A 1,298-nucleotide genomic window follows, 5' to 3' on the forward strand; every position below is an offset into this window, starting at 1 on the left:
GGAGCAGGGAGCAGGGGGGGAAGACGGTAACTTCCCAATGACCAATGACCAATGACTAATGACTAAGTATTTGTTTAAAAGACGCTGACAGGGGGAATACTGAAGTTAACTGCTAGCCAGATTAGGTAATGGCTGTGGGTACTGTCTTTAAAGGAAATGTCATTGTGGGATTACTTCGCAAACGTCATAAATTATTGCTTACTTCTATATTTCTGGGTTTGATAGCTTTGCCAAGCATTGGTTTTGTCACTATGACAAATGCAGCCAGGGCAGAGAAAATTGGTACGAATGCACCGCCACAAAAAACTCCTGATGTGGATTCATCTGAGTTAACTCCTTCTTATCCGGCTACTTCACCACCGCCAGGGATCGACCCTTTACCTGATGAACGAACAATCCAAGAGCGATCGCTAGAAACAGATTATCGTGTAAATAACCTACTAGGAGATTTTACAGGCAATCTCTGGGTGGGTTCATGGCGGGGATTATCGCGGATTGACCCAAACACAGGCGGAATTTTAGCTCGTGTGAGTTTACCAAATGTGGCAATTGGTGCATTGGCAGAAGATAAAGTGGGTCGCTTGTGGGTAGGAACTTATGAGGGACTGAAGCGAGTAGACCCCCGCACGAGTGAAATTACCGCCCAAAATTTATTTTTGCCTTCCAAACGAGTTTTGTCGTTGTTGGTTGACAAGCGGGGATATTTGTGGGCTGGAACTGATAATGGTTTGGCACTAGTTAGTCCCGACCAAGGCTTAATTATGACGACATTGAAAAATTTGCCTGGTGTCAGCGCCAACGCCATGACTTTAGATGCTGAGGGTCAACTATGGGTTGGTACTTTGGATGGACTGGTGCGGGTAAATACTGCTAGCGCTTTAATTATGCAGCGGATTAACCAGTTACCTGGGTCTACGGTGCAAACCTTAGCTATTAGTCCAGAAGGTTTAATTTGGGCAGGAATGCCAAATAGTTTGCTCGTGATTAATCCCAAAACTGGTGCAGTTTTGCGGTCTGTAACTCGACTCCGGGGGCGAAATGTCACAGCAGTGCGCTTTGCTCAAGATGGTAGCCTGTGGGTGGGAACTCACAATGGTTTGTTACGATTAAATCCACATACAGGAGCTGTCTTAGACGAAGTTGCGGGACTTCCTTCTAGCCGAGTTCTTGCCCTTGCGCCCGATATCGGCAATAAATTATGGATTGGGACTAGTGAAGGTCTAGGTTGGTTAATGCCTACTAGAGGCAGTGCAAAACCTCATCTGGCTTTTAGCCGGGCGGTTGAATGAGGCAGGGGG

Annotated in this window: 1 protein-coding gene; it reads left to right on the forward strand. The window is 46.5% G+C overall.

Annotated elements, in window-relative coordinates:
• Positions 1 to 128 precede the first annotated feature (128 nt).
• Complete coding sequence (locus AACX33_RS05855; protein WP_194002850.1) at positions 129 to 1,289, forward strand: ligand-binding sensor domain-containing protein; 1,161 nt, start codon at positions 129 to 131, stop codon at positions 1,287 to 1,289.
• The last annotated feature ends 9 nt before the right edge of the window (positions 1,290 to 1,298 follow it).

The sequence above is a fragment of the Nodularia sp. LEGE 04288 genome, assembly GCF_963896525.1.
Taxonomy (GTDB): Bacteria; Cyanobacteriota; Cyanobacteriia; order Cyanobacteriales; family Nostocaceae; genus Nodularia.